Source organism: Paucibacter sp. B51 (assembly GCF_027863535.1).
In the GTDB taxonomy this organism is placed as follows: Bacteria; Pseudomonadota; Gammaproteobacteria; order Burkholderiales; family Burkholderiaceae_C; genus Paucibacter_A; species Paucibacter_A aquatilis.
Genome location: NZ_JAPIVN010000001.1, coordinates 3,151,020 through 3,174,968, shown reverse-complemented (window position 1 = coordinate 3,174,968; position 23,949 = coordinate 3,151,020). Strand labels below are relative to the sequence as shown.

Annotated in this window: 24 protein-coding genes; 2 read left to right on the top strand and 22 right to left on the bottom strand. The window is 61.8% G+C overall.

All coding sequences use genetic code 11. The annotated features are described in order from the left end of the window. Positions 1 to 180 precede the first annotated feature (180 nt). The 5 genes from OOB33_RS13665 to OOB33_RS13645 form a co-directional block, all read right to left on the bottom strand. Positions 181 to 660 (bottom strand): DUF3828 domain-containing protein, encoded by a 480-nt coding sequence (locus tag OOB33_RS13665; RefSeq protein ID WP_271008980.1) that lies wholly within the window; start codon positions 658 to 660, stop codon positions 181 to 183. A gap of 118 nt (positions 661 to 778) precedes the next feature. Continuing rightward, positions 779 to 1,306: a hypothetical protein gene (locus OOB33_RS13660; protein ID WP_271009081.1), complete on the bottom strand. Its 528-nt coding sequence runs from the start codon at positions 1,304 to 1,306 to the stop codon at positions 779 to 781. A gap of 1,438 nt (positions 1,307 to 2,744) precedes the next feature. Continuing rightward, on the bottom strand, positions 2,745 to 3,104 hold the full coding sequence (locus OOB33_RS13655) for a hypothetical protein (protein ID WP_271009080.1): 360 nt from the start codon (positions 3,102 to 3,104) through the stop codon (positions 2,745 to 2,747). Positions 3,105 to 4,144: 1,040 nt separating this feature from the next. After that, positions 4,145 to 4,501: a hypothetical protein gene (locus OOB33_RS13650; protein WP_271009079.1), complete on the bottom strand. Its 357-nt coding sequence runs from the start codon at positions 4,499 to 4,501 to the stop codon at positions 4,145 to 4,147. Between the two features lie 66 nt (positions 4,502 to 4,567). Next, entirely contained in the window at positions 4,568 to 4,933 is a 366-nt protein-coding gene (locus OOB33_RS13645; protein ID WP_271009078.1) for a hypothetical protein, read from the bottom strand. 861 nt (positions 4,934 to 5,794) lie between these two features. Between OOB33_RS13645 and OOB33_RS13640 the strand changes: the two genes are divergently transcribed. Beyond that, positions 5,795 to 6,349 carry a hypothetical protein gene (locus OOB33_RS13640; protein ID WP_271009077.1) on the top strand — a complete coding sequence of 185 codons (555 nt, stop codon included), beginning with the start codon at positions 5,795 to 5,797 and terminating at the stop codon, positions 6,347 to 6,349. Positions 6,350 to 6,727: 378 nt separating this feature from the next. On the opposite strand, the gene OOB33_RS13635 is transcribed toward OOB33_RS13640, so the two are convergent. From OOB33_RS13635 to OOB33_RS13585, 11 genes are all read right to left on the bottom strand, one after another. Continuing rightward, positions 6,728 to 8,290, bottom strand: a complete 1,563-nt coding sequence (locus OOB33_RS13635) for an IS1182 family transposase (protein ID WP_271009073.1) — start codon at positions 8,288 to 8,290, stop codon at positions 6,728 to 6,730. Between the two features lie 504 nt (positions 8,291 to 8,794). Continuing rightward, positions 8,795 to 9,049 (bottom strand): hypothetical protein, encoded by a 255-nt coding sequence (locus tag OOB33_RS13630; RefSeq protein WP_271009076.1) that lies wholly within the window; start codon positions 9,047 to 9,049, stop codon positions 8,795 to 8,797. A gap of 455 nt (positions 9,050 to 9,504) precedes the next feature. After that, complete coding sequence (locus tag OOB33_RS13625) at positions 9,505 to 9,972, bottom strand: hypothetical protein (RefSeq protein WP_271009075.1); 468 nt, start codon at positions 9,970 to 9,972, stop codon at positions 9,505 to 9,507. Positions 9,973 to 10,809: 837 nt separating this feature from the next. After that, entirely contained in the window at positions 10,810 to 11,454 is a 645-nt protein-coding gene (locus tag OOB33_RS13620; RefSeq protein ID WP_271009074.1) for a hypothetical protein, read from the bottom strand. A gap of 173 nt (positions 11,455 to 11,627) precedes the next feature. Beyond that, on the bottom strand, positions 11,628 to 13,190 hold the full coding sequence (locus OOB33_RS13615) for an IS1182 family transposase (RefSeq protein ID WP_271009073.1): 1,563 nt from the start codon (positions 13,188 to 13,190) through the stop codon (positions 11,628 to 11,630). Between the two features lie 783 nt (positions 13,191 to 13,973). Continuing rightward, positions 13,974 to 14,327, bottom strand: coding sequence for a hypothetical protein (locus OOB33_RS13610; protein ID WP_271009072.1), 354 nt, complete (start codon positions 14,325 to 14,327; stop codon positions 13,974 to 13,976). Between the two features lie 156 nt (positions 14,328 to 14,483). Then, entirely contained in the window at positions 14,484 to 14,852 is a 369-nt protein-coding gene (locus OOB33_RS24560; protein ID WP_442953013.1) for a DUF6984 family protein, read from the bottom strand. A gap of 403 nt (positions 14,853 to 15,255) precedes the next feature. Continuing rightward, positions 15,256 to 15,639: a pentapeptide repeat-containing protein gene (locus OOB33_RS13600; RefSeq protein WP_271009070.1), complete on the bottom strand. Its 384-nt coding sequence runs from the start codon at positions 15,637 to 15,639 to the stop codon at positions 15,256 to 15,258. A 69-nt stretch (positions 15,640 to 15,708) separates the two neighbouring features. After that, on the bottom strand, positions 15,709 to 16,062 hold the full coding sequence (locus OOB33_RS13595) for a hypothetical protein (protein ID WP_271009069.1): 354 nt from the start codon (positions 16,060 to 16,062) through the stop codon (positions 15,709 to 15,711). Between the two features lie 448 nt (positions 16,063 to 16,510). Continuing rightward, the gene (locus OOB33_RS13590; protein WP_271009068.1) at positions 16,511 to 16,921 is read right to left on the bottom strand and encodes a hypothetical protein; all 411 of its coding nucleotides are present in this window, start codon (positions 16,919 to 16,921) and stop codon (positions 16,511 to 16,513) included. A gap of 33 nt (positions 16,922 to 16,954) precedes the next feature. Beyond that, entirely contained in the window at positions 16,955 to 17,227 is a 273-nt protein-coding gene (locus OOB33_RS13585) for a hypothetical protein (protein ID WP_271009067.1), read from the bottom strand. Between the two features lie 711 nt (positions 17,228 to 17,938). Between OOB33_RS13585 and OOB33_RS13580 the strand changes: the two genes are divergently transcribed. Beyond that, positions 17,939 to 19,000 (top strand): integron integrase, encoded by a 1,062-nt coding sequence (locus tag OOB33_RS13580; RefSeq protein WP_442953012.1) that lies wholly within the window; start codon positions 17,939 to 17,941, stop codon positions 18,998 to 19,000. A gap of 86 nt (positions 19,001 to 19,086) precedes the next feature. Here OOB33_RS13580 and OOB33_RS13575 read toward each other — a convergent pair whose 3' ends face one another. The 6 genes from OOB33_RS13575 to OOB33_RS13550 all read right to left on the bottom strand — a co-directional run bounded on the left by OOB33_RS13575 (position 19,087) and on the right by OOB33_RS13550 (position 23,949). Continuing rightward, positions 19,087 to 20,280 (bottom strand): acyl-CoA dehydrogenase, encoded by a 1,194-nt coding sequence (locus OOB33_RS13575; RefSeq protein WP_271009066.1) that lies wholly within the window; start codon positions 20,278 to 20,280, stop codon positions 19,087 to 19,089. Positions 20,281 to 20,454: 174 nt separating this feature from the next. Further along, complete coding sequence (locus OOB33_RS13570; protein WP_271009065.1) at positions 20,455 to 20,883, bottom strand: RidA family protein; 429 nt, start codon at positions 20,881 to 20,883, stop codon at positions 20,455 to 20,457. Further along, entirely contained in the window at positions 20,880 to 21,410 is a 531-nt protein-coding gene (locus OOB33_RS13565; RefSeq protein WP_271009064.1) for an acyl-CoA thioesterase, read from the bottom strand. The genes OOB33_RS13570 and OOB33_RS13565 overlap by 4 nt, the downstream gene beginning before the upstream one ends. A gap of 15 nt (positions 21,411 to 21,425) precedes the next feature. Then, the gene (locus OOB33_RS13560; protein ID WP_409994045.1) at positions 21,426 to 22,124 is read right to left on the bottom strand and encodes an ABC transporter ATP-binding protein; all 699 of its coding nucleotides are present in this window, start codon (positions 22,122 to 22,124) and stop codon (positions 21,426 to 21,428) included. A gap of 41 nt (positions 22,125 to 22,165) precedes the next feature. Next, positions 22,166 to 22,963 carry an ABC transporter ATP-binding protein gene (locus OOB33_RS13555; protein ID WP_271009063.1) on the bottom strand — a complete coding sequence of 266 codons (798 nt, stop codon included), beginning with the start codon at positions 22,961 to 22,963 and terminating at the stop codon, positions 22,166 to 22,168. After that, positions 22,960 to 23,949 (bottom strand): branched-chain amino acid ABC transporter permease, encoded by a 990-nt coding sequence (locus OOB33_RS13550; protein ID WP_271009062.1) that lies wholly within the window; start codon positions 23,947 to 23,949, stop codon positions 22,960 to 22,962. Before OOB33_RS13550 ends, OOB33_RS13555 begins: the two co-directional genes overlap by 4 nt.

Here is a 23,949-nt window from a genome sequence, read left to right as displayed (position 1 = left end):
ATTCGGGAAGCTCAACTCTCCAAATGGAACTTCTGACCAAGCCCATTGGAGAACACGAGCACCGTCGATGTGTGAGGGTGGTTGCATGGGATGTTGCCTAACGTCGAAGTTGAGCTGGCGCCGAAGGCGATCGGCTCGAATGACCGGTTGAACAGATGGCCACACCGCCAACTACTGCGCTCATTCCCGCGCCTCCAGGAGCTTCCCGAGTCGCTGGCCATCTTCATACTGGATGTCGTCGATGAGCCATCTGGCGTCGGGCTTTTGTAGCAAGAACTTCATGCTGATGCGCTTTCCATTGCCGGGATAGTCGAAGTACACGTTAACGGTTGCCGGCGTCTCGCCAGGAACGACCTTCAGCCTAGCTGCACCAGGATCTTGTGATGCCCAGATCGGACTGAAATCAAGCTTGCAGATTTCCCGCGTTCGCGCCACACATTGGCGGTCGTTTCGAAGTAGCTTGATTAGCCGAGGGGAGAAATAGCGCGACCAGACAGCGTCAGACTGGGAAAGAAGCCCTGGACCAGCGGTCGGCGTGTCGATTACAGCTTCCCATGCGAAGTCGCGATAGAGCCGCACCACGGGGTCGAGCTCATTCGGAGGCGCTGGGAAGGCCAATGTCGGCAAGAAGCCCAGCAGGAATACAGCGCGATGGATCATTCAGCTGTTCAACGTTCGAGCTAACTGGCCCGCGACGGCAGGACGCCGAAGGGCCAGAATGAAATGAGGCCCGCAGGCGGCAGGCCGTCGCTGGTCCAGTTGAGCAATGGGTTAGGCGTCATGGCTTGATGCTCGTCAGAACGTACTCACCACGATGAACCTCGACTGTGCCACTTGGCGAGACTCGCAGGCTAGCAGGCTCTTCCCGATCGGCCTCCCAGACTTCAGAGATAAGGCGCACAGCAGCAACATCTTGCTCGCGTCGCAGCACCAGCCCGTAGGCACACGTGGCACCGCAGTTGGAGAGGTACAAGCGGAAGGTGACACCATTGAGAGGCGCTTCGGACAAGAGCTGGAACGAACCGTCCAAACCGTTGCGCGCTGAGCCAATGGCGAGCACCGCATAAGCAATGCTAGGAAGCGCCACAAGGAGACACGCCACGATGAACGCAACACGCAATGCACTGCGACGAAGCTGAAGCGCCAGCAATCCAAGGCTGACCGGCAGCGCCAAGGTCGCTACGGCGACGAACCAATAGTTTGCCGGCGCGTATGCGAACCGCAGCGTGATGGGAGTATTCATCGCGTGCAGCGCAAGTCCGAACACCGAAAACACAAGCAGAGCCGCTGGCCATGCACGCATCATGTGATGACGCCTAACGTAAAGGTCAGCGGACGCCGCAGGCGGTCCGCTGCAACGACCGGCTATGCAGAGCCACCTTCGGAGGCACTGCGGAGGAAGTAGCCGAGAGCATACCGAAGCGGTACCCACGCCGCAGGCGGCTGAGGCGCCAGGCTGCCTCCTCACCATGCGGCAGGCGGCGAACCAAGGAAAGCGGACGGCCAGTTTGGCTTGACCCGGCAAGATCACGACGACCGGAAGCGGGGGCTGTTTGCGCTGAGCCCGAATGCGAGAACACCTCGGCCCGTAGAGCCGCGTAATTGCCGCGAACGCGCAACCCAGAACGGCTCGTCGAAGAATTCTTAGCCTGCTGCATAGCGTGAAGGTGAGCGGACGCCGAAGGCGGTCCGCTCGAACGACAGGTTGTGCAGAGCCAATTCGAAGGCACTGCGGTGGAAGTGGCCGAAAGCATAACGAAGCTGTACCCATGCGGCGAACGGCTGAGGCGGCAAGCGTCTTGTCCGCCTGCCCGCTGGCGGCGAAACAACAAAAGGAGAACAAGCGCCATTGCCCAACCCGGCAAGATCACGGCAGTCGGAGGTCGACCGAGCTTGAAGTACGCCCGACTCGAACAAGCGCGATGCGAACTGCCCCGCGAGATCGCGGCGAGCGACAGACCGAAAGCGGATCTTCATGCGTGGCCTAGCTTGCTGCACAACGTTGAAGCTGAGCCGGAGCCGCAGGCGATCGGCTCGAGCGACCAGTTATGCAGAGCCAGGTCGAAGGCACTGCGGTGGAGGTGGCCGACAGCATACCGAAGCTGTACCCATGTGGCGCTCGGCTGAGGCGGCAAGCGCGTTGTTCTTCTGCGGGCCGCCAGCGAACCAAGAAGAGAGTACGCGCAGCGTGGCCAAGAGCGGCGAGATCACGGCGGCCGGAGGCTGGAACTGTGCGGGACGCCCCCGACTCCGAGGAAGTCACGGCGAAATGCGCAGAGCAGTCGTGGCGGTCGCCACACCGAAAACCGCTCTTCAAGCGTTTCTTAGCTTGCTGCATAACGTGAAAGTGAGCGGACGCCGAAGGCGGTCCGCTCGAATGACAGGTTGTGCAGAGCCACTTCGGAGGCACTGCCGTGGAACTGCCCGAGAGCATACCGAAGCGGTACCCACGGGGCGTACGCCCGAGGCGCCAAGCGCCTTGTCCGCCTGCCCTCTGGTGGCGAAACACGAAACGGAGAACAAGCGGCCTTGCTCAGCCAGGCAAGATCACGGCAGCCAGTAGTTGAAGACGTCTGAACAGCGCCCGACTCGAACAAGCCCGATGCGGATTCCCCCGCGAGATCGCTGCGAACGACGAACCGAAGACGGATCTTCATGCGCGGCCTAGCTTGCTGCACAACGTTGAAGCTGAGCCGCGAGCGGCGGCTTGCCGACGCGAGTCGGCTCGAGCGCCAGGTTAGGCCTCACGGCGCCTGCCATGTGATGTTTGGGAATTTCTTCTCTGCATGAGCTACGGCCTCCTCAAAGGACGGCAGGTTCGGCACAAGGTTGCAGAAGCTTTCTGGAGATCCGGCCGCCTCGTAGGCAAGAAAGTAGCACGGCGTTGGCTGGTTCTCAGCAATGCAACTTTCATCCTCGTAGTCACCTGTACCCCACGTCTCTTGGCTTTCAAGAATGCGAACTCGCACCGGAACCTCCGAAGCGTATAGCCACAGTCCATCGCGAAGAACCGACATCTTTTCGAGGTACTCCATGAGGCCTAACGTTGAAGCTGAGCCGGAGCCGCAGGCGATCGGCTCGAGCGACCAGTTATGCAGAGCCATTTCGAAGGCACTGCAGTGGAAGTGGCCGACAGCATACCGAGGCTGTACCCATGTGGCGATCGGCTGAGGCGGCAAGCGCGTTGTTCTTCTGCGGGCCGCGGGCGGACCAAGAAGAGAGTACGAGCAGCCTGGCCAAGACCGGCGAAATCACGGCGGCCGCAGGCTGGCAATGTGCGGGAAGCCGCCGACCCCGAGGAAATCACGGCGCAATGTACAGAGAAATCGTGGCGGTCGCGAGACCGAAAACCGCCCTTCAAGCGTTTCTTAGCTTGCTGCATAACGTTGAAGCTGAGCCGGAGCCGCAGGCGATCGGCTCGAGCGACCAGTTATGCAGAGCCAGGTCGAAGGCACTGCGGTGGAGGTGGCCGACAGCATACCGAAGCTGTACCCATGTGGCGCTCGGCTGAGGCGGCAAGCGCGTTGTTCTTCTGCGGGCCGCGGGCGGACCAAGAAGAGAGCACGAGCAGCCTGGCCAAGACCGGCGAAATCACGGCGGCCGCAGGCTGGCAATGTGCGGGAAGCCGCCGACCCCGAGGAAATCACGGCGCAATGTACAGAGAAATCGTGGCGGTCGCGAGACCGAAAACCGCCCTTCAAGCGTTTCTTAGCTTGCTGCATAACGTGAAAGTGAGCGGACGCCGAAGGCGGTCCGCTCCAATGACAGGTTGTGCAGAGCCACCTCGGAGGCACTGCCGTGGAACTGGCCCACAGCATATCGAAGCGGTACCCACGCGGCGAACGCCCGAGGCGCCAAGCGCCTTGTTCGCCTGTCCGCTGGCGGCGCAGGACGAAACGGAACACAAGCGGCCTTGCTCAGCCAGGCAACATCACGGCGGCCAGGGACTGACAGAGCTTGAACTGCGACCGACTCGAACAAGCGCGATGAGGATTCCCCCGCGAGACCGCGGCGAACGACGGACCGAAGGCGAATCTTCATGCGTTGCTTAGCTTGCTGCACAACGTTTGAGCTCAGCCGACCACGCCAGCGAAGCTGGCGCGGGTCGGCTGCAGCGCAAGGTTGAACAGCATGGAGCCGCCAGTCATTTGACACCCAAGCCGAAGTACAAGGGCACCAAAACCACTAGTGAAGCAACAAGACCAAAAAAGCACAGTCCAAGAGTTCGTGTTTTGTTTGAAATTGTCTTCCTCGGCAGAACAGCCAGCCCAAGGATTGAAATGACGAAGAACAAATGCGCCACGACCAAAATCGTTGGGAACAAGCTGTAGTGGAGAACCGCTGCGGGCAAGTTAACCCAGGATTCAGGATCATCGCCTGCCGCTAATTCGAGAAGACGAGATGCTCCGGCCATGCCAATGAGGCAGAGGGCTCCGCCAATCACCCACCAATGCACTGAGCGCTGAAGAATCTGCGTCCAAGTTGGCTCACTGGTGTTCATGCTGTTCAACGTTGGAGTTCAGCCGACCGGACGGCGCAGCCGGCCAGGGTCGGCTGCAATGACGGGTTAGGGCGCATGATTTGGCGTAGGCAGTTCAAACAACCCGGACTCGGATGCCGTATCAAGCGCCCGGAGGCCAAGAGTCTTCAAAATCTTCGCAATAAGCGCATCTGCTTCGGCTCCACCTGCCACATGGAAGGCAAAGCTTTCCAGGTCTTCGTCGCGGCCGAAATTTACTTCAATGTGGTAGCTGTTCTGCTTGGCGATTACGCCCCAACTCGGATCGGAGAAATCAGCGTGAGGCGCAATTTCTTTAATGGCGGCAATGAAGTGAGCGCGATGGCCAATTGCACCTGGAGCAAAGTCATCCGCAATATCGGCGATCGATTCGATTCCGGGAGGCAAATCTTGGACAAAAATGTCGCGGCCCATATGCGCCCTAACGTTTGACATGAGGAGCAGACGACGGCGGCACAAGCTTTGGCAACCAACACAAACCATGCTCGCCGTTGGCTGTCCCCTCGATGGAATAGTTAGCCATCTGCTCCTTGCCACGAATGCTTAGGCCTGCCTCGCCTACTTAGCTGACCGACCTTCATCTGCCGGCACGAAATCGTAGCGCTGCGTACGCCGTATGCCTGGCAACGAAGATGAAGAACGAACAATGAGTCCACGCGAAACATCTCCAACCACGGCAATCAGTGTGCAGGAAATGTGAGGAATATGGAGGTTCAATTGCTCCCCAGCGGTGAGACGATATGGGGGCTGCTCGTGCATCAAGTTTGCATCGTCGATATAGAGGACTTTGCCAGACCGAATCAAGTAGTCGCCCGACAATCCTCGGCTGACGACAGTCCAGTCAGCCTTCTCCGAAAACTCCACCTCTATCGATTGATAGCGAAGCTGGACCGACTTGATCCCGCATGGTAGCTCCGCGGCGCCGGCTTCCGTGCAGATGAACAGCGCAGTAATTGCATAGAGAAGTCGCATAGACGTACTAGATGGCTAACGTTGAAGCTGAGCCGGAGCCGCAGGCGATCGGCTCGAGCGACCAGTTATGCAGAGCCAGGTCGAAGGCACTGCGGTGGAGGTGGCCGACAGCATACCGAAGCTGTACCCATGAGGCGCTCGGCTGAGGCGGCAAGCGCGTTGTTCTTCTGCGGGCCGCCAGCGAACCAAGAAGAGAGTACGAGTAGCGTGGCCAAGACCGGCGAGATCACGGCGGCCGGAGGCTGGCACTGTGCGGGACGCCCCCGACTCCGAGGAATTCACGGCGAAATGCGCAGAGCAGTCGTGGCGGTCGCCACACCGAAAACCGCTCTTCAAGCGTTTTTTAGCTTGCTGCATAACGTTCGCGCTCAGCGGGCGGCGAAGCCGTCCGCTGCAGCAAAAGGTTGGGCATCAACATCGCTATGCCCTATGCCTGTTGTCGTAGATGGCTTGCCCGCACTGCTTGGCAAGATCACTGAGTTCGCCCAAGAACGATTGCCAAGCAAGGAAATCATCACCAAACCCTTCGACAAGCCTGTCGCCCCAAGCCTTTGGGTTACACATGCTGATGACTCTGTCGCAGGCACTTTGAGCCATTGCTGGCGTATTGGCCCGCTCAACGAGTTCCTCGACGAAGGCAGCGATGTCGCGGGTGGAAGTATTCCCGCGAAGGACTATGACCTTCTTCCGCAGCGGTTCGAGTTCAGTGATGTGCATCTGTTGACGCCCAACGTTGAAGCTGAGCCGGAGCCGCAGGCGATCGGCTCGAGCGACCGGTTATGCAGAGCCAGGTCGAAGGCACTGCGGTGGAGGTGGCCGACAGCATACCGAAGCTGTACCCATGAGGCGTTCGGCTGAGGCGGCAAGCGCGTTGTTCTTCTGCGGGCCGCCGGCGGACCAAGAAGAGAGTACGAGCAGCCTGGCCAAGACCGGCGAAATCACGGCGGCCGGAGGCTGGCAATGTGCGGGAAGCCGCCGACCCCGAGGAAATCACGGCGCAATGTACAGAGCAATCGTTGCGGTCGCGAGACCGAAAACCGCCCTTCAAGCGTTTATTAGCTTGCTGCATAACGAGGTTGTCCAAAAACCCAAATCTCGCACCCACGCGCACCGCACGGCATGACGGAATGTTTGCGAGTTCTTGGATCTGGATTCATGGGTAACTTTGAGTCTTTCGGCCAGTCTCTCGGCCAGTTCTTCAGCGTTTGAATCGGATTGTGCCGCCTGTCGGCCGCGTTATTGCGCCCTCGCTTGTCCGAGCCCCGCGCCCGACAGCTTCTCAATGTTGTGCACCATGCAATACAAGCTCCACTGCGTCCGCACCTTGGCCTGCCCGCGGTGGTTGAGGCGGCTCAGGCGCTTGTTGTGCCGCAGGTTCGCAAACACCGGCTCCACCGTTCCAATGCGTTGACTGTAGAGCTGCCGGCCTCGCGGTGAATCGATCGCCTGGCGCATGCGCTCGCTCGGGTGTTCGGGGTCGGGTGCGCTGGGCAGAAAGCGGCTGACCTGGCGGCCTCGTGCCGGTGGGCTCTTCTCATCAGCCTGACGGGTCTTGATGCATTTGGTGCGCAGCGCGCAGCTGCCGCAGTCCGTCGCCTTGGCCGTGTAGGTCTGATAGGGCTGGCCACTCGCGGTGATATGGAGGCGGCCGCTGCTGCTCAAGACCTGGCCCGCCGGGCACGTGGCGGTGTGGGCTGCGTCGTTGAAGCTGAAGTCCTTGGGTCGGAAGTGCTTGCCTTCCTCGGGCTTCTCGGCCGCTGCCTTCTTGTCGTGCAAAGGGTCAGGCTTTGCCTTGTGCTTGGCCTGCTCCGCGAAGCGCTCGTCGCGCTTGCGCATCTGTCCGTCGGCGATCAGCGCTGGGGTGTTGCTGTCATGCAGTTGCTGCACATTGGCTTCGCTGTGATAGCCCGCATCCGCGGTGACCAGGGTACTCTCGTCGCTCCACGGCTTGGCCTGCTCGATCATGGGCGCGAGCATGGCCTGCTCCGAGCCTGAGCCCACCACGTCGGCAGCGATGATGACTTGGTTGGCGCTGTCCACGGCTGCTTGCGCTGCGTAGCCCTGGATCACGCCTTTGTTGGTGGCCATCTTGGCGCTGTCGGGGTCGGTGATGTTGGACTTGAGCTCCTGGCCCTTGGCATTCAGTCGCTTGGGGTTCTGGGCGACGAAGGCCCGGGTGCGTGCGGCCTCCTCGCGCAAGGCTTCCACGCGGGCTTGCCGTTTGGCTTCCAAGGGCTCCTGTGCTCCCGCCTTGTCCTGCGCCTGGTGCAGCGCCAGGATCTTGTCGGCCGCCTTGTCCAGGCGCTCGGCCCGGTGGCGCAGTTCCTCCTGCGTGCCGCTGCGCTCCTTGCTGGCGTTGCTGGGCAGCTTGACGCCGTCGATGGCGAACATCTCGCGGCCGATCAGCCCCTGGGCGTCACAAGTCATCAGCACCTGGGCAAAGAGAGGCTGGATCTGATCGCTCAGCGAGACCACGAACTTGGCAATGTGCGCGTGGCTGGGCTGGCTGTCGCCGCTGATGGCGATGAACTGCACGTTGCGTGAGCAGGCGGCCGCGATGCCACGGCTGGAGATGATGCCCTGGCTGTAGGCCAGCAAGACGATCTTCAGCATCACGCGCGGGTCGTAGGCGCTGGCGCCCGTGATGTCGTTCTTGAAGCGCGCATCCAGGGCGCTCAGATCCAGCTCGTGATCGACCAGGTAGCTCAGCGCAAAGGCAAAACTGCCCGGCACGATCTGTTCCGACAGCACCACGGGCAGCATCAGCGCGTGGCAATCACTGGGCTTGTAGCGCGGCATGGCGGCCTCCTGGACGGGTCTGTGTATTTGATGCGTCAGGGGCTTCGCAGTGAATCGGGACGGACCCGATGGGGTGGTTTTTTTACAGCCTCAACGTTGAAGCTGAGCCGGAGCCGCAGGCGATCGGCTCGAGCGACCGGTTATGCAGAGCCAGGTCGAAGGCACTGCGGTGGAGGTGGCCGACAGCATACCGAAGCTGTACGCATGAGGCGTTCGGCTGAGGCGGCAAGCGCGTTGTTCTTCTGCGGGCCGCCGGCGGACCAAGAAGAGAGTACGAGCAGCCTGGCCAAGACCGGCGAAATCACGGCGGCCGGAGGCTGGCAATGTGCGGGAAGCCGCCGACCCCGAGGAAATCACGGCGCAATGTACAGAGCAATCGTTGCGGTCGCGAGACCGAAAACCGCCCTTCAAGCGTTTATTAGCTTGCTGCATAACGTCAGCGCTCAGCCGCCCGCGCCAGCGTAGCTGGCAAGGGTCGGTTGGAGCAAAAGGTTGAACAGCACGTCAGAACCGACAGCCGATGATCTGTTGCAGGTCCGGACACGAATACTCAGCCTTCCAGTAGTGGGGGTCGTTCAGGTCGCGATAAACGATACGCCCAGAGTGATCGTGCGCTTGATGAAATGGGTCGCGAAGAAGGACGCCAAGACCCCAATCGGACCAGCTCTCAGCGATGACGTTTCCCGCCTGCAGCTCGGCACGGAGGATCGCCTGCAATTCTGGGCAAAGCTTCGCGGCGAATTCAGCGTGGTCCGGCATGCTGTTCAACGTGAAAGTGAGCGGACGCCGAAGGCGGTCCGCTCGAATGACAGGTTGTGCAGAGCCACTTCGGAGGCACTGCCTTGGAACAGGCCCACAGCATACCGAAGCGGTACCCATGCGGCGAACGCCCGAGGCGCCAAGCGCCTTGTCCGCCTGCCCTCTGGCGGAGAACCAAAAAACGACGAACAAGCGGCGGAGGCAAAGCAGGCAAGATCACGGCGACCAGGGACTGACAGTGCTTGAACTGCGCCCGACTCGAGCAAGCGCGATGCGGACTGGCCAGCGAGACCGTGGCGAGCGACGGGCCGAAGGCGGATCTTCATGCGTTGCCTAGCTTGCTGCACAACGTTTGAGCTAACCGGCCCGCGACGGCAGGACGCCGCAGGGCCAGAATGAAATGAGGCCCGAAGGCGGCATGCCGTTGCGGGTCCGGTTGAGCGATGGGTTAGGCGTCACCGCTGAGCTCCACGAACCGAGACATAAGAGAGCCAACAGTCCTCGCCTGTATAGCGGCGCAACACCACAAAAAAGTTCCGGCCTGGGCGCCACTCTACGAACTCGTCTTCCACCGTCTTCGGTGCACCCAGTCGTTCCGTGATCTCGTTTTCGGCGAGATTGCAATCGGGCTGCCGCGTCCGATGAGCTATTGACCTCACGGCGCCAGATGGACCGAGGGTTACGGAAACAACCACGCTTGGCTCATTGCTTTCCGGAGTTCTCACCTCCAGGCATTCCGTGCTCTTCGGCTTGCCTTCCAAGCGATCTTCTACAAACGTCTTCCCTCCTTCGACATACTGCTGTTGACCAACCCTAGCCAAATTGAATTTGGATCTTGCCTCCACTGCCGAAGCACCAAGCTTCAGGCCACATACGCTCGGAGCGTCAACAGCATTGGCGGACTTGGCAATGACAATAGCCACGCATAAGAAAATGCTCCTTGGAACGATGTGCAACTTGGTGACGCCTAACGTGAAAGTGAGCGGACGCCGAAGGCGGTCCGCTCGAATGACAGGTTGTGCAGAGCCACTTCGGAGGCACTGCGGTGGAATTGCCCAACAGCATATCGAAGCTGTACCCGCGCGGCGAACGCCCGAGGCGCCAAGCGCTTTGTCCGCCTGCCCTCTGGCGGCGAACCAAGAAACGGCGAACAAGCTGCGGAGGCAAAGCAGGCCAGATCACCGCGGCCGGAAGCTGGCTTCGTTCGCCGGCAGCGCGGCTCGAACACGCGCAACGAAGTTTGATCCTCGAGATCGCGGCGATCGCCGAACCGAAAACGGATCTTCATGCGCGGCCTAGCTTGCTGCACAACGTTGAAGCTGAGCCGGAGCCGCAGGCGATCGGCTCGAGCGACCAGTTATGCAGAGCCAGGTCGAAGGCACTGCGGTGGAGGTGGCCGAAAGCATACCGAAGCTGTACCCATGAGGCGCTCGGCTGAGGCGGCAAGCGCGTTGTTCTTCTGCGGGCCGCCAGCGAACCAAGAAGAGAGTACGAGCAGCCTGGCCAAGAACGGCGAGATCACGGCGGCCGGAGGCTGGCACTGTGCAGGACGCCCCCGACTCCGAGGAAGTCACGGCGTAATGCGCAGAGCAGTCGTGGCGGTCGCCACACCGAAAACCGCTCTTCAAGCGTTTCTTAGCTTGCTGCATAACGTCGAAGTTGAGCCGCGAGTGACGGCTGGGCGCGGAAGGCCCAGAATGAAATGAGGGCCTGTAGAGACCAGCCGTTGCGAGTCTGCTCGAACGCAGGGTTAGACCCATTCATTTTTTAGCGAAGAACATATCAAAGGCCTTGGGGAACTCATGCAATGGGTGCGCCCCCGAGCTGGCAGATGACGGTGCCTGTACCTCAATGAAGCCAACTCGTGTTTCGACATCGAACTCGCCGAGCGCTTGATCGAGAAAGAGAAAGGCAAAGCCTGCATATGTTTTGTGATTCTCCTTTGTATAGCCAGGGATGATGACCGTGAGACCAACTTTCTGACCATCGGGTTGAATGAGCACTGACACGGAGCTGACCTTGACTGAGACACCACCATACTGAAGGTCCATAGGCTCACGCCGAGGGCGGAACTTGATGAGCTTCCACTTCGGTAAAGGTGGCGCGGAAGCGTAGAGACTTTCTACCTTGGGGAAGGCATCGCGAATCCCGTCTGCGCTTATGACGAACTCGCGTTGGTTGCCCTGCTTGGGGCCAAACTCGAACGTCAGACTTGGGTGGACCTTGTGCATTTCAGTTGCCAGTCGATCAAATGTTTTTTCTTGATCTCGCTCGAACTCGAAAAGAGCTGCTTCATTTTTTTGGAACCACTTCCAGAAATCGGCTTCAGGTGAAGCCTGAGCACGACCAGCGAAGAAACCAAGGATTGACATAAGCGCGATGAGTAAGGTGCGGCGGGTTCTCATGGGTCTAACGAGGTTGTCCAAAAACCCAAATCTCGCACCCACGCGCACCGCACGGCATGACGGAATGTTTGCGAGTTCTTGGATCTGGATTCATGGGTAACTTTGAGTCTTTCGGCCAGTCTCTCGGCCAGTTCTTCAGCGTTTGAATCGGATTGTGCCGCCTGTCGGCCGCGTTATTGCGCCCTCGCTTGTCCGAGCCCCGCGCCCGACAGCTTCTCAATGTTGTGCACCATGCAATACAAGCTCCACTGCGTCCGCACCTTGGCCTGCCCGCGGTGGTTGAGGCGGCTCAGGCGCTTGTTGTGCCGCAGGTTCGCAAACACCGGCTCCACCGTTCCAATGCGTTGACTGTAGAGCTGCCGGCCTCGCGGTGAATCGATCGCCTGGCGCATGCGCTCGCTCGGGTGTTCGGGGTCGGGTGCGCTGGGCAGAAAGCGGCTGACCTGGCGGCCTCGTGCCGGTGGGCTCTTCTCATCAGCCTGACGGGTCTTGATGCATTTGGTGCGCAGCGCGCAGCTGCCGCAGTCCGTCGCCTTGGCCGTGTAGGTCTGATAGGGCTGGCCACTCGCGGTGATATGGAGGCGGCCGCTGCTGCTCAAGACCTGGCCCGCCGGGCACGTGGCGGTGTGGGCTGCGTCGTTGAAGCTGAAGTCCTTGGGTCGGAAGTGCTTGCCTTCCTCGGGCTTCTCGGCCGCTGCCTTCTTGTCGTGCAAAGGGTCAGGCTTTGCCTTGTGCTTGGCCTGCTCCGCGAAGCGCTCGTCGCGCTTGCGCATCTGTCCGTCGGCGATCAGCGCTGGGGTGTTGCTGTCATGCAGTTGCTGCACATTGGCTTCGCTGTGATAGCCCGCATCCGCGGTGACCAGGGTACTCTCGTCGCTCCACGGCTTGGCCTGCTCGATCATGGGCGCGAGCATGGCCTGCTCCGAGCCTGAGCCCACCACGTCGGCAGCGATGATGACTTGGTTGGCGCTGTCCACGGCTGCTTGCGCTGCGTAGCCCTGGATCACGCCTTTGTTGGTGGCCATCTTGGCGCTGTCGGGGTCGGTGATGTTGGACTTGAGCTCCTGGCCCTTGGCATTCAGTCGCTTGGGGTTCTGGGCGACGAAGGCCCGGGTGCGTGCGGCCTCCTCGCGCAAGGCTTCCACGCGGGCTTGCCGTTTGGCTTCCAAGGGCTCCTGTGCTCCCGCCTTGTCCTGCGCCTGGTGCAGCGCCAGGATCTTGTCGGCCGCCTTGTCCAGGCGCTCGGCCCGGTGGCGCAGTTCCTCCTGCGTGCCGCTGCGCTCCTTGCTGGCGTTGCTGGGCAGCTTGACGCCGTCGATGGCGAACATCTCGCGGCCGATCAGCCCCTGGGCGTCACAAGTCATCAGCACCTGGGCAAAGAGAGGCTGGATCTGATCGCTCAGCGAGACCACGAACTTGGCAATGTGCGCGTGGCTGGGCTGGCTGTCGCCGCTGATGGCGATGAACTGCACGTTGCGTGAGCAGGCGGCCGCGATGCCACGGCTGGAGATGATGCCCTGGCTGTAGGCCAGCAAGACGATCTTCAGCATCACGCGCGGGTCGTAGGCGCTGGCGCCCGTGATGTCGTTCTTGAAGCGCGCATCCAGGGCGCTCAGATCCAGCTCGTGATCGACCAGGTAGCTCAGCGCAAAGGCAAAACTGCCCGGCACGATCTGTTCCGACAGCACCACGGGCAGCATCAGCGCGTGGCAATCACTGGGCTTGTAGCGCGGCATGGCGGCCTCCTGGACGGGTCTGTGTATTTGATGCGTCAGGGGCTTCGCAGTGAATCGGGACGGACCCGATGGGGTGGTTTTTTTACAGCCTCAACGTTGAAGCTGAGCCGACGCCGCAGGCGATCGGCTCGAGCGACCGGTTATGCAGAGCCAAATCGAAGGCACTGCGGTGGAAGTGGCAGGCAGCATACTGGAGCTGTACCCATGAGGCGATCGGCTGAGGCGGCAGGCGCGGTTCTCACTGCGCAGGCGGCGGCGAACCAAGAAGAGAGAACAAGCAGCTTGGCCAAGACCGGCAAGATCACTGCGGCCGAAAGCTGGTCCGGGGCGGATGCAGCCCGAATCCGAGGAAATCACAGCTGATTGCTCCACGTGATCGAGGCGAAAGCCCGACCGAAAACGGATCTTCGAGCGTTGCTTAGCCTGCTGCATAACGTGAAAGTGAGCGGACGCCGAAGGCGGTCCGCTCGAATGACAGGTTGTGCAGAGCCACTTCGGAGGCACTGCCGTGGAACTGCCCGAGAGCATACCGAAGCGGTACCCACGGGGCGTACGCCCGAGGCGCCAAGCGCCTTGTCCGCCTGCCCTCTGGTGGCGAAACACGAAACGGAGAACAAGCGGCCTTGCTCAGCCAGGCAAGATCACGGCAGCCAGTAGTTGAAGACGTCTGAACAGCGCCCGACTCGAACAAGCCCGATGCGGATTCCCCCGCGAGATCGCTGCGAACGACGAACCGAAGACGGATCTTCATGCGCGGCCTAGCTTGCTGCACAACGTTTGAGCTCAGCCGCCGCCGAAGGCGGTCGGTTGGAGCGAGGGGTTAGAAGGCGCGGCAGCCAACACTGAAGGCTCTTCTTTGGTAAGCACGGAAACACATTCATTCAGACCGACGACAAGGTACTCGCGGACCCAGGCTTGGCGCCCGGAATAGAAGTACGGACGTGTCAGTTCAAGTTCTTTCCAGCCGCCGCTGGTCACTTCAAAGAGCCAGCCATCTTCCAATGTGCAACGCGACCAGAACTCCGTTAGGTCCAACTCGTCCAGAACTCGAAATCCATAGGTCTGTTCAAACCCAACCCTTGCGTCCCAGAGCTTTGAAGACACTGAGATTGAGAGCCCGTTGGAATCCAAGGTCACGGACTCAACCCGCGTCGTCCTATCCGACGCAAACGCTGTCTGCACGACGGTGACCGTAGGCGGCGCAAAAGTGTCTGACACGGGACTTAGCCTTCTAACGTTGGCATTCAGCGGGCGCCACAGGCGGTCCGCTGGAATAACTGGTTAGCCATGAAATCACCACGGCGCCAAGGTCTCGACATTCGGAATCCCCCAAGGATCATGACCGTCGACTGAGTAGAACTCGAGTTGCGAAAGAGCACCTTCCTTCGCGACAAGAACCGCCGCAACCAGGCCGCCGGCTTCATCTTTGCCAGCCATGGTCACCAAGTCTACTTCGCAGTCGCCATCTTTGTGAGACTGAAAGAAGACCGTTGGGCAAGCACCGCAGCCACATCTTCCGACAACCTTTAGTGCGCCCGCTTGCTCTGAATACTGGGGTGATTGTTCGCGAAGCAGACGCTCAACAATAGCCCGCTCCTGGGCGCTCAGTGGACGAGGAACCGACGACACGAAGAAGGGGAACAATGCTTGAGCGTCTGCCATGGCTAACGTAAAGGTCAGCGGACGCCGCAGGCGGTCCGCTGCAACGACCGGCTATGCAGAGCCATCTTCGGAGGCACTGCGGTGGAAGTGGCCGAGAGCATACCGAAGCGGTACCAACGCCGCAGGCGCCCGAGGCGACAGGCTGCCTCCTCACCATGCGGCGGGCGGCGAACTGAGGAAAGCGAAAGGCCAGCTTGGCTAGAGCCGGCGAGATCACGGCGACCGAAAGCGGGAGCTGTTTGCGGCCAGCCCGAACCCGAGAAAGCCTCGGCCCGTTGCGTCGCGCGATCGCCGCGAGCGCCCAACCGAAAATGGATCTTCGAGATTTGCTTAGCCTGCTGCATAGCGTTGAAGCTGAGCCGCGAGCGGCGGCTTGCCGACGCGAGTCGGCTCGAGCGACTGGTTAGAGCGCATCTTCGAAGACTCCGGCCAGACCATTGCAGTTGCTTTGACGGCAGGCGTACCAGCGGCTACCTTCGAAAGAGCAGCCTCCGCCCAGGTTGTCAGCCGTGAAGATGCAAGCATCAAAGTGGCACTCGACAAATCGGCACCCCGAGAACGAGCTGCCGCGAAAGCTGCAGTTCTTGAAGGTGACTCCGACAAAGGTGGCCGAATTGAACAACCCCCAATACCAGTCGCAGCCTTCGAACCTGCAGTCAATAAACTCCGACGTGACATGCGCACCCTCCTCACTCAGCTTCTCAAAGGTGCAGTAACGGAAGACGTTTTCCTCCCACTTGACGCCCTTCTCAAGGGCCGCTCGAAAGTCAGTGCTGTCGATTTGCATTCTGCGCTCTAACGTTTGAATTCAGCGGACCAGCCAGCGTAGCTGGCGCAGGTCCGCTGCAATGAAAGGTTAAAGCGAATGCTCATAGGTACCCACGCCCGCAAATATTGCACTTAGCGCCTGATGCAGTTCCGATACGTCGCCGCGTTCGTTTAGCAAGACTTCGTACGCGCAATGTCCGTCGAGTTGGCTGGCTACTGACGCTGGCACGCTGATTTGTAATTGTTGTCGTGTGAGCCGGGCATGGACGAGATTCGTCTTGTGGTTAAGCTGATCTACGACCATCACTTCGACAAGATCAGACTCCGCAGCACGCGCCAGCGACAGGACATAGCCATCTGTCGCATGGATGTGCACATAAGCAAGGTCCTCCCGCTCGGTATCGGCGGGGCTTGCTGCGATCTGCTGTGCGAGGAGTTGCATGCGCTTTAACGTGAAAGTGAGCGGACGCCGAAGGCGGTCCGCTCCAATGACAGGTTGTGCAGAGCCACCTCGGAGGCACTGCCGTGGAACTGGCCCACAGCATACCGAAGCGGTACCCACGCGGCGAACGCCCGAGGCGCCAAGCGCCTTGTCCGCCTGCCAGGTAGCGGCGCAAGACGAAACGGAGAACAAGCGGTCTTGCTCAGCCAGGCAAGATCACGGCGGCCAGGGACTGACAGCGCTTGAACTGCGCCCGACTCGAACATGCGCGATGGGCATTGCCCTGCGAGGCCGTGGCGAGCGACAGACCGAAGGCGGATCTTCATGCGTTGCTTAGCTTGCTGCACAACGTTCGAGCTGAGGGGCCGCAGCCAGCTGGCCGCGCGGAGCTGAAAATGTACAGGCAGCGTAGCGCGGCCAGCTGGCGGAGGTCCCCTCGAGCGAGGGGTTAGACGTCGCTGGCAACGTTGAGCAGTTCAAGCTGCTGGAGCTCATAGGATGGTTCGGTTAGTGCTTTTAACGTGATGGCCTGAACCGACTCAGGTTCGTCGGCTTGATCACCGTCCCAGCAGGTGAAGATCTGGACTTTTGCCCCGTACTGCGTCGCCGTCCTGATTACTGCGCCTAGTGCGTCGTAGTTGGCCTGACAAATTGCAAGTTCCTCTGGCGGCTCGCCATCCTTGGAGAAGCCGCACCCACAACCTTCATGGGAACCAGCGTAGTAGACATACTTTCCCGAGAACTGCTTGCGCACAGGTTCTGACGCGTTGACCTCCTCAACGTAGAACGCCGGACTCTCCTTGTTCCACGAGATCTCTTCGACCGGATGGTCACTTCCAAGGTAAACAGCGAGACACATGATTCGGAGGATGCAAGGTTTGGATTGCACCGTCTAACGTTTGAATTGAGCCGCGCCGAAGGGCGTCGGCTCGAATGAGTGGTTAGCCATCGCATTAGCCATCAGCTTGTGCGGCACGTCTTCTGCGATTTGCAGCCAGTGCAGGCCAAAGTATGACGACGGCGCCCGCTCCGAAGAACCAAAGAATTGGATTTGATGACGGCTCATCAAGGGACCAACTTGCCTTCCACGGGAAATTTCGGTCGTACCAAACATGCAATCGCCTGAACTTTGAACCTGCCAACGCCAACTCTGCTTCGCATTCATCCAAAGATCGATATGGAATCGGATCTTCTACTTCGTACGATGTCTTTGGGTCGCCGGAGGGCTTTGGAACATAAACATATATCTTTGTAAGGAAGGCTCGGGGGCCACTGCGATACGTATTCCTATGACACGCGGCTGTAAGAAATACGACGTCCGTTGACACTGCGTCGCGCAGCTTGCGGGAAGCGACTAGATTTTCCTGCTGGTTGTAGAACCAAACGCCAGCTGCCAGCCAAAGCAGCAGGATCAACAAGCTCTCACCGAGACTCGCACTACGCGTCTGGACGAACGCAAATCTCTCGGCTGTTGGCATCTTTTCTCCGCAATGGACTAGATGGCTAACGTGTTGTATATCGCACCCACCCGCCGCTTATCACGGCTGGTGTCGCAATAACCGTAGGGCAGAACGGCCGCGCAAGGGCTTGTCGGCGCTGACTTTTTTCATCGATTGACTGTTTTTTCATACAGTATTAAATTTCATGACAAAAGCCGCGCTGCTTACAAAGTGCCTGACCGGTTCGCGCGGTGCCGTCAGGAGTGAGGCAGGTCAGCATGTTGCCATCAAATCGCGGGTTGTTGCGTCCGCCTCCATGGTCCGACGCCGAGCATTCAGACGCCCTCGCAGGACCTGGTTTACCGTTGTCGTCCCAGGCGCCCGAACTGAGGCCGCAGCCACAACAACCCGCAGCGGCGGAGCCTCCGGCTACGCCAATGCCTCGCCCCATCAAACTGCTCGATCAGTTGCGCGAACGGGTGCGTTTTCTCCATTACAGCCGCAGCACCGAACAGGCATATGTGTACTGGTCGCGCGCCTTCATCCGCTTCCATGGGATGCGACATCCCCGCGAGATGGGTGGGGCGGAGGTGGAGGCCTACCTGACGCATCTGGCTTCAGATCGCGGTTTGGCACCCTCCAGCCACCGGCAGGCGCTGTCTGCCCTGCTCTTTCTCTATGGGCAGGTCTTGGGCCTGCAACTGCCCTGGATGAAAGACATTGGCCGGCCCGTGCCCAAACGGCGCTTGCCGGTGGTGCTGAGCATGGGTGAAGTCTCCTCGGTGCTGCAGGCCATGGAGGGCGAACATCAACTCCTGGCCCAGCTTTTGTATGGCACGGGCATGCGCATTTCCGAGGCGCTGGGCTTGCGGGTCAAGGATCTGGATTTCGCCCAAGGCGCGATCTACGTGCGTCAGGGCAAAGGTGCCAAGGACCGGGTGGTCATGCTGCCGGCCTCATTGGCCAAGCCTTTGCGGGATCAACTGGCCCGCGTCCGGCCCATCTGGTGGGGCGATGTGGAAGCCGGGCAGGCCGGCGTGGATTTGCCCTACGCCCTGGAGCGCAAGTACCCCCGCGCCGGCAGCAGCTGGGCCTGGTTCTGGGTCTTTCCGCAAGCGCAACTGTCCACCGATCCCCGCAGCGGGGTAATCCGGCGCCACCACCTGTATGCCGAGACCTTTCAGCGCGCCTTCAAGCGAGCGATCAAAGCCGCCCGAATCAGCAAGCCGGCCACACCGCACACCCTGCGCCATTGCTTCGCAACGCATTTGCTGCAAACCGGCTACGACATCCGCACGGTGCAAGAGTTGCTGGGGCACGCGGACGTGGCCACCACCATGATCTACACCCATGTGCTCAAGCTGGGTGGGGGCGCCGTGCGCAGCCCGATGGACTGCCTGCCACGCCAGCTGCGGGAGCCGCAGGCACTCTACAGAGTGGTACCGCGGCCCGACCTACACAGGGGCTTCGGACACGACCGGTTTGCCCTGCTGCACTGAAACAGCCGCGAGCCGCAGCGGGCGCAGCTCGACAAGCCGTGTGATCGCGCAGCCCAGCCAGATCGCAAGCCGCGCAGGTGCTGGCTTCAGAACGCCGCAATCCCCGTCTGCGCCCGTCCCAGGATCAGGGCATGGATGTCGTGGGTGCCTTCGTAGGTGTTGACCACCTCCAGGTTCACCAGGTGGCGGGCGATGCCGAATTCATCGCTGATGCCGTTGCCGCCCAGCATGTCGCGGGCCATGCGGGCGATGTCCAGGCTCTTGCCGCAGCTGTTGCGCTTCATGATGGAGGTGATCTCCACCGCCGCCGTACCTTCGTCCTTCATGCGGCCCAGGCGCAAGCAGCCTTGCAGGCCCAGGGTGATCTCGGTCTGCATATCGGCCAGCTTTTTCTGGATCAGCTGGTTGGCGGCCAGGGGCTTGCCGAACTGCTGGCGGTCCAGCACGTACTGGCGGGCGGTGTGCCAGCAGTCTTCGGCCGCGCCCAGCGCGCCCCAGGCGATGCCGTAGCGCGCACTGTTCAGGCAGGTAAACGGGCCTTTCAGGCCGCGCACTTCGGGGAATGCGTTTTCTTCCGGGCAGAACACGCCGTCCATAACGATTTCGCCCGTGATGGAGGCACGCAGGCCCACCTTGCCATGGATGGCCGGGGCGCTCAGGCCCTTCCAGCCCTTCTCCAGCACAAAGCCGCGGATGGCGCCTTCGTCGTCCTTGGCCCAGACCACGAAGACATCGGCCACCGGGCTGTTGGTGATCCACATCTTGGAACCCGTCAGGCTGTAGCCGCCGTCCACCTTCTTGGCGCGGGTGACCATGGAGCCCGGGTCGGAGCCGTGGTTGGGTTCGGTCAGGCCGAAGCAGCCGATCCATTCGCCGGTGGCCAGCTTGGGCAGGTATTTCTGCTTGGTGGCTTCGTTGCCGAACTCATTGATCGGCACCATGACCAGCGAGCTCTGCACGCTCATCATGGAGCGGTAGCCCGAATCCACGCGCTCCACCTCGCGGGCGATCAAGCCGTAGGCCACGTAGTTGAGGCCCGGGCCGCCGTACTCGGGCGCGATGGTGGGGCCCAAGAGGCCGATCTCACCCATCTCGCGGAAAATGGCCAGATCGGTGCGCTCATGACGGAAGGCCTCGAGCACGCGCGGCGCCAAGCGTTCCTGGCAGTAAGCCGCCGCCGCGTCGCGCACCATGCGCTCGTCGTCGCTGAGCTGCTCGTTCAGCAGCAGGGGGTCGTCCCAGTGGAATGAAGGAGAAGGTGCCTTGTTGCTCTTGCTCATGGTGTGTCTCTCGATCTGTTTTCTTCGTTCGTGGTCTCTGAAAGTGCTATCGGTTGGCATCGACAGCGCCTGTGGATCTCATCGCGGCTTGTGGCCCAGGCCATTGGAAGTAAGGCCACTGTAACCAGCAGGAACCTCAGCCCGGCTGAGGCAGCGCAAAGTCCGGGTTGGCGTTCAAGGTATGACGGCGGTGACCTCGATCTCGACTTTGGCCCGTTCTTCCATCAGGCCCGCCACCTGCACCGCCGACATGGCGATCTGGTACTCATGCCCCAGCACCTCGCGGTAGGCCTGGCCCACCTCGCGGCCACGGGCCAGGTATTCGCGCTTGTCCAGCAGGTACCAGGTCATGCGGGTGATGTGGGCAGGGGTGGCGCCGGCTTCGGCCAGCACGGCCTTGATGTTGATCAGCGACTGGCGCACCTGGGCGATGAAGTCATCGCTCTCGAACTGGCACTGCGCGTTCCAGCCGATCTGGCCGGCCACAAAGACCTGGCGACCCGTGGCCGCCACGCCATTGGCATAGCCGCGTGGCGCGGCCCAGCCGGCCGGTTGCAGGATTTGTTTGTGATCGGCAATCGAGCCTTGGGGGGTACTGCTCATGGGGAACTCACTCCTCGGGCCTGCGGGGCAGGCCGGTCAAGCGCTGCTTGCAAGGCTGCGCGCAAATCGTCGGGAAAGGCTTGGGGGCGGTGGGTGTCCAGCGAGGTGCAGACCAGCACCTGCTGAAACACCACGCGAGCGCCGGGATGGGGCTCGCTCGACTCGGGCGCCCTGCCCTCATCATCGCCCTCCCCCTCAAAACGCACCGTCAGCCCCAGCGAGCTGCGGCCCAGGCGGGTGATGGCGATGCGCTGGATCAGAGTGTCGCCCATGCGGCTGATGCGCCGGAAATCGGTTTCCAGGTGCACGGTCGGCAGGCCCACGCGGCGCGGGCCCAGCAGCTGCGAAAAATCCACGCCCAGGCCCTCGCTGACCCAGTCTTCGATCAAGGCGTTGAGCATCTCGAAATAACGCGGGTAGAAGACGATGCCGGCCGGGTCGCAATGGCCGAAACGCACCCGCTCGCGGCGCTCGAACACCCAGCGGGGCGCGGGCTCGCCGAGCTTCGTTTCCGTGTTCGTGTTCATGTTCGTGCTCACCAATCACACCCCCAGATAGCGCTGCCAGAGCTCGGGCTGCGCGGCCAGCTCGGCCGAGTCGCCCGACCAGACCATGCGGCCACGCTCCAGGATGTGGTGCCGGTCGGCCAGGCGGATCAGGCGCCGCACGTATTTGTCCACCACCAGAATCGTCTGCCCCGCTGCGCGCAGGTGATCCAGGCAGCGCCAGATCTCCTCGCGCACCAGGGGCGCCAGGCCCTCGCTGGCCTCGTCCAGCACCAGCAGCCGCGGGTTGCCCATCAGGGCGCGCGCAATCGCCAGCATCTGCTGCTCGCCGCCCGAGAGCTGATTGCCCATATTGGCGGCGCGCTCCTGCAGGCGCGGGAACAGATGAAACACGCGCTCCTCGGTCCAGGGCTCGCGCGCGGCGCAGCGGTTGGCGGCAAAAGCCGTGAGGTTCTCGCGCACGCTGAGGTTGGGGAAGATCTGCCGCCCTTCCGGCACCAGGCCCAGGCCCAGGCGGGCGATGCGGTCGGCCGACCAGCCGGTCACGTCCTCGCCACAGAAGCGAATGCGCCCAGCAGTGGGCGCCATCCAGCCGCACAGGCAGCGCAGTGTGGTGCTCTTGCCCATGCCATTGCGGCCCAGCAGGGTCAGTACCTCGCCGGCCTGCAAACGCAAATCGAGCCCGAACAGCACCTGGCTGCTGCCGTAAGCGGCCTGCAGACCGCTCACTTCCAAAAGGGCTTCGCCGCCCGAGCCTTGCACGCCAGTTCCTGTGCTCACAGCGCGGCCTCCATTTCGTCAGTGGCCTCGTCGCCCAGATAGGCGCGGCGCACCTCGGGGTGCTCGCGAATCTCCCGCGGCGTGCCGCTGGCGATGATGCGGCCAAACACCAGGGTGGAGATGCGGTCGGCCAGGCGGAACACCGCGTCCATGTCATGCTCCACCAGCAGCAGGGTCAGGCCTTGCTCGGCGCGCAGGCGCTGCAGCAGCAGCACCATGCGCTCGGATTCGTCGGGGCCCATGCCGGCCATGGGCTCGTCCAGCAACAGCAAGCGCGGCTGCGCCGCCAGGGCCAGGCCCACCTCCAGCTGCCGCTGTTCGCCATGGGCCAGGCTGCCCGCCAGCTCGTCGGCCCGCGCCGCCAGGCCGCACAGCTCCAGCAAAGCTTCAGCCTGCTCCTGCAAGGCCCGCTCGGCCGAAGCGCGGCGCCACAAACTGGGCAAGCCAGGCCGGCGCGCCTGCAAGCCCAGGGCGATGTTGTCGCGCACGCTCAGGCGTTTGAAGATGCTGGTGATCTGGAAGGAGCGCACCAGGCCGGCGGCGACGCGGCCGGCCATGCCCAGGGGGGTCAGGTCTTGCCCGTCGAGCAGCACGCGGCCACTGTCCGGCCGCAGCGCGCCCGAGAGCTGGTGGATCAGCGTGGTCTTGCCGGCGCCATTGGGGCCGATCAAGGCATGGATCTCGCCGCGGTGCAGGGCAAAGCTGGCCTCGTCCGTGGCGGCCAGGGCGCCGAAGCGCTTGCACAGGCGCTCGACCTGCAGCATGGGCCCGGTGTTCTGAAGTGCCGCGCTCATGCCCGTGTCCTCCAGCGTGCGGCCAGGCCGGCCAGGCCTTGCGGCGCCAGCATCACCACGGCCAGCAGCAGCAGGCCCAGGGCCATCTGCCAATGCAAGGTGTAGCCGCTGAGCAGTTCCTCCAGCAGCAAGAGCACCACAGCACCCAGAGGCCCGCCCCAGAGCGAGCCGGCGCCGCCGATGATGACCATAATCATCAGCTGGCCCGACTGCGACCAGTGCAAGGTGTGCGGCGTGACCAGGCCGCTCAGGTTCGCCAGCAGCGCACCGGCAAGGCCGGCGATCGCACCGGCCAGCACAAAGGCCTGCCACTGCAGGGCGAACACCCGCGCGCCCAGGGCATGCATGCGTGCCTCGTTCTCCTTGATGCCCTGCAGCAGGTGGCCAAAGGGCGAGTTGATCAGGCGCTGCAAGCCCCACATCACCGCCGCCGCCAAGACCAGCAGCAGCCAGTACATCTGCGCATCGTTCTGCAAATTGACCAGGCCGCTGAGCTGCGAGCGCTGGACCAGCGGCAGGCCGTCCTCGCCGCCGTAGGCCTTCAAGGACACGGCCAGGTAATAGAACATCTGCGCAAAGGCCAGCGTGATCATGATGAAGTAGACCCCGCGTGTGCGCAGGCTGATGGCGCCAATCAAGCCCGCCGCCAGGCCGCTGACCAACATGGCCACGGGCCAGGCGATCCAGGCCGAGCTGATGCCTGCGTCCATCAAGATGCCCACGGTGTACGCACCCAGGCCGACAAAGGCCGCATGGCCAAAGCTGACCATGCCGCCGAAACCGAGGATCAGGTTCAGGCTGGACGCTGCAATCACAAAGATCAGCGCCCGGCTGGCCACGCCGGTGTAGAACTCCAGGCCCAGGGCTGTGAGCAGGGGCGGCAAGGCGGCCAGGGCCGCCAGCAGCGGCCAGGCCCAAAGCCCGAGGCCACGATGGTCAAGCCGGCTGAGCGCGGGCGCTGCGGTGTCGGTGCTGTTGTGCTTCAT

Bases quoted from the DNA above. Each gene is read 5' to 3' on its own strand.
- OOB33_RS13665 (WP_271008980.1), bottom strand. From the start codon at position 660: ATGATCCATCGCGCTGTATTCCTGCTGGGCTTCTTGCCGACATTGGCC.
- OOB33_RS13660 (WP_271009081.1), bottom strand. From the start codon at position 1,306: ATGATGCGTGCATGGCCAGCGGCTCTGCTTGTGTTTTCGGTGTTCGGA.
- OOB33_RS13655 (WP_271009080.1), bottom strand. From the start codon at position 3,104: ATGGCTCTGCATAACTGGTCGCTCGAGCCGATCGCCTGCGGCTCCGGC.
- OOB33_RS13650 (WP_271009079.1), bottom strand. From the start codon at position 4,501: ATGAACACCAGTGAGCCAACTTGGACGCAGATTCTTCAGCGCTCAGTG.
- OOB33_RS13645 (WP_271009078.1), bottom strand. From the start codon at position 4,933: ATGGGCCGCGACATTTTTGTCCAAGATTTGCCTCCCGGAATCGAATCG.
- OOB33_RS13635 (WP_271009073.1), bottom strand. From the start codon at position 8,290: ATGCCGCGCTACAAGCCCAGTGATTGCCACGCGCTGATGCTGCCCGTG.
- OOB33_RS13630 (WP_271009076.1), bottom strand. From the start codon at position 9,049: ATGCCGGACCACGCTGAATTCGCCGCGAAGCTTTGCCCAGAATTGCAG.
- OOB33_RS13620 (WP_271009074.1), bottom strand. From the start codon at position 11,454: ATGAGAACCCGCCGCACCTTACTCATCGCGCTTATGTCAATCCTTGGT.
- OOB33_RS13615 (WP_271009073.1), bottom strand. From the start codon at position 13,190: ATGCCGCGCTACAAGCCCAGTGATTGCCACGCGCTGATGCTGCCCGTG.
- OOB33_RS24560 (WP_442953013.1), bottom strand. From the start codon at position 14,852: ATGGCAGACGCTCAAGCATTGTTCCCCTTCTTCGTGTCGTCGGTTCCT.
- OOB33_RS13600 (WP_271009070.1), bottom strand. From the start codon at position 15,639: ATGCAAATCGACAGCACTGACTTTCGAGCGGCCCTTGAGAAGGGCGTC.
- OOB33_RS13595 (WP_271009069.1), bottom strand. From the start codon at position 16,062: ATGCAACTCCTCGCACAGCAGATCGCAGCAAGCCCCGCCGATACCGAG.
- OOB33_RS13590 (WP_271009068.1), bottom strand. From the start codon at position 16,921: ATGTGTCTCGCTGTTTACCTTGGAAGTGACCATCCGGTCGAAGAGATC.
- OOB33_RS13585 (WP_271009067.1), bottom strand. From the start codon at position 17,227: ATGAATGCGAAGCAGAGTTGGCGTTGGCAGGTTCAAAGTTCAGGCGAT.
- OOB33_RS13580 (WP_442953012.1), top strand. From the start codon at position 17,939: ATGCCTCGCCCCATCAAACTGCTCGATCAGTTGCGCGAACGGGTGCGT.
- OOB33_RS13575 (WP_271009066.1), bottom strand. From the start codon at position 20,280: ATGAGCAAGAGCAACAAGGCACCTTCTCCTTCATTCCACTGGGACGAC.
- OOB33_RS13570 (WP_271009065.1), bottom strand. From the start codon at position 20,883: ATGAGCAGTACCCCCCAAGGCTCGATTGCCGATCACAAACAAATCCTG.
- OOB33_RS13565 (WP_271009064.1), bottom strand. From the start codon at position 21,410: ATGAACACGAACACGGAAACGAAGCTCGGCGAGCCCGCGCCCCGCTGG.
- OOB33_RS13555 (WP_271009063.1), bottom strand. From the start codon at position 22,963: ATGAGCGCGGCACTTCAGAACACCGGGCCCATGCTGCAGGTCGAGCGC.
- OOB33_RS13550 (WP_271009062.1), bottom strand. From the start codon at position 23,949: ATGAAGCACAACAGCACCGACACCGCAGCGCCCGCGCTCAGCCGGCTT.